The sequence below is a fragment of the Salinivibrio sp. IB872 genome (assembly GCF_001995345.1).
GTDB lineage: Bacteria > Pseudomonadota > Gammaproteobacteria > Enterobacterales > Vibrionaceae > Salinivibrio > Salinivibrio proteolyticus.
The window spans coordinates 1-2349 of sequence record NZ_MUFO01000091.1 but is presented as its reverse complement, the minus strand read 5'-3'; the positions used below and the strand labels follow the sequence as shown (position 1 = coordinate 2349).

Sequence of the window (2349 nt, the reverse complement as noted above, 5' to 3'; positions counted from 1 at the left end):
ATCAAACCCTGAGTTTCACCTTCAATCGAGATATAACATGGCGTTGGCATAATCGCTCCTTTCTAATTAATGGAAGAGGCTGTCCAGTCGGTGCCTCTGTTCGCCATCCCATATAGCGAAATGCATGCCAGCTTTTTTAGTCATATAATTCAGTACTTTACTCTCTCACTGACCAATTTTTTGCACGCCACAAGCAAGTTTTTGCTCGGCGAGGCAAGAAGTTGCTTTACGGTCAGATTAACGATGAGTCAATATGGTTGTCATATCTAAATCGGCATTTTTGAAGCCAGATTGTATTGTCGAGAAACACTATATTGTCGACAAACGACTAGAGGAGATTGCCAGGAAATCATCAAGATCGCTGTTTTCGAGCCCAAGTCACATAATCTTGGATGACAGGTTCTGCGAGCAACAGATCAAGTGTGTGGTAGGAGCGGCCTAACTGCTTTTCACTGAATTGACGATGGATAAAGGCGTGGCAACGTCGGCATACCCAGAGACCATGCTCGCGCATGTAGGCGCGGGAAAAGCGTTTGGTAAACCACTTATTGTTATGGCAGGTTTTCGGGATCAGGTGATGGAAGGTCAGCGGGCGTTGATGCTGACAAATCACACAGGGTGTTGAAGAAGGTGGAGGCATTGGCATCGAGTGATTGCACAACGAATGAAGGGGACATCACCCAAGCGATGTCCCTTTCAGTATCAAGCCAGCAACTTACGCGAAGTTGTCGCGCAAGTACTCAATGATATCGTCTGACTCATACATCCAGTGCGTCTCACCGCCTTGGTCGATACGCAGACAAGGTACCATGCCTTTGCCGCCTTCGGTTTGTAGGCGCTGCCACTCTTGTGCATTCGAATTCATATCCACCAGCGGGATATCGAGCTTTAACTCCGCCATCACCGCACGAACTTTATGACAAAATGGGCAGTGTTCTTTGTGATACAAGCTTAGTGCGTTCAAATCAGCCATCATGTTTCCTTTGTGAAAGAGCGGCCATGGGTGTGCCGCTGTTTACTGTCATCGTTTTTCCCTAATGATGGCATTGAAGACGGTATTGATGCTAGTCATCAACTCGCTTTGTTGGCACTAAATTGCGACAACCGCTCGACGAGTGTACGGGTTTCATCAATGAGGCCACTGATTTCTGACGCCGATGCGGTGGTTTTTTGTGCCAGCGCACGTACCTCATCCGCTACCACAGCAAATCCTCGGCCCGCATCCCCAGCTCGAGCAGATGCAATCTGCCGCATTGAGGACGAGTAAGTACGGTTAAAATCAATCCAGCGCCTTTTGGTAACAGACACCATCGATATTGTGCCCAGCGACACGGGCGATATTCGATACCGTGCCACATTCAATAAAGCCATTGCGTGTTAGTACGGTTTGAGAAGCAATATTGGTGGTCGCAGCCAGCGCATGCAATGTATTTAGCCCATACTCACGCGCAACATCTAACGCATATTTGACCGCGCGAGAGGCCACGCCTTTACCCGTTTGCTCCTCAGCTATGCGATAGCCTAACGACCCTGTCCCTGATACCGCATCAATTTGACTAATATTAACGCGACCAATAATGGCTTGGCTCGCATCAGTAATCAGCATAGGAATGTGTTCGTTTTGCGCGTTAAGCATAAGCAGTGACTCAATATGCTCAGCAACGCCATCGAGGCTATAAAAGGCGTCTCCGCGACTATCAACGAAGGTTTCAAAATAGGTTCGATTAGTCTGCTCAAACGCGAGTAACGCCTCTCGATCGTGGGTCGTAAGAGGGCGCACTAACAGTTGCATAGTCTCTCCCATCAGTCAGGTCCATGTTCGAATTGTTTCAACGCTTCATTGGGCGAGTGCCAAGGCGCTTTGGACGCGATATGAATGTGAAAGTCCGGGGCATGGCGCGGTGCCGTATCGAGGATGCCAAGCCGAATATTGAAAAGCCCTTTCTTCACTTTGTGTGAAAACAAACTGGCTCCGCAGTGCGCGCAAAAGGCAAGTTCGGTTTCGTCACTTTTGGGGTAATAGCGGATATCTGACGCGCCCGACACAATAGCCACTTTACTCTTTTCAATGCCACCCACGGATGAATAATCAGCGCCAGTAAATTTGCGGCACTCAGAGCAATGGCAATTCCCCATATAAAGAAATTCATCCGGGAAAGAGAGGTGTATTTTTCCGCACAGGCAACTCGCTTTAAGCGTTTTCATCAGCTTTATCCTTGTCCAACGAATTTAACGCCAGTGTATAAAAACACTAGAAACAAAGCGATCGTTATGCCTGATAATGCTGATAAACGCCAGTGTATAAAAACACTAGAAACAAAGCGATCGTTATGCCTGATAATGCTGATA

The 2349-nt window shown here is 47.7% G+C and carries 4 protein-coding genes and 1 pseudogene; 1 reads left to right on the top strand and 4 read right to left on the bottom strand.

The genetic code is table 11. The features are described 5' to 3' along the window. Window positions 1-475: 475 nt before the first annotated feature. The gene (locus BZJ18_RS17335) at window positions 476-625 is read left to right on the top strand and encodes a hypothetical protein (protein ID WP_158011303.1); all 150 of its coding nucleotides are present in this window, start codon (window positions 476-478) and stop codon (window positions 623-625) included. A gap of 90 nt (window positions 626-715) precedes the next feature. Here the strand turns inward: BZJ18_RS17335 and BZJ18_RS16880 are convergent, their stop codons facing one another. The 4 genes and pseudogenes from BZJ18_RS16880 to BZJ18_RS16865 form a co-directional block, all read right to left on the bottom strand. Continuing rightward, window positions 716-973, bottom strand: a complete 258-nt coding sequence (locus BZJ18_RS16880) for a glutathione S-transferase N-terminal domain-containing protein (protein WP_077458510.1) — start codon at window positions 971-973, stop codon at window positions 716-718. Window positions 974-1095: 122 nt separating this feature from the next. Further along, window positions 1096-1267, bottom strand: a pseudogene (locus BZJ18_RS17665) (methyl-accepting chemotaxis protein); the annotation flags it as partial. A gap of 12 nt (window positions 1268-1279) precedes the next feature. Beyond that, the gene (locus BZJ18_RS16870; RefSeq protein WP_158011302.1) at window positions 1280-1792 is read right to left on the bottom strand and encodes a GNAT family N-acetyltransferase; all 513 of its coding nucleotides are present in this window, start codon (window positions 1790-1792) and stop codon (window positions 1280-1282) included. 11 nt (window positions 1793-1803) lie between these two features. Next, a complete protein-coding gene (locus BZJ18_RS16865; RefSeq protein WP_069586789.1) occupies window positions 1804-2205 on the bottom strand; it encodes a GFA family protein in 402 nt (133 codons plus the stop codon). Between the last annotated feature and the right edge of the window lie 144 nt (window positions 2206-2349).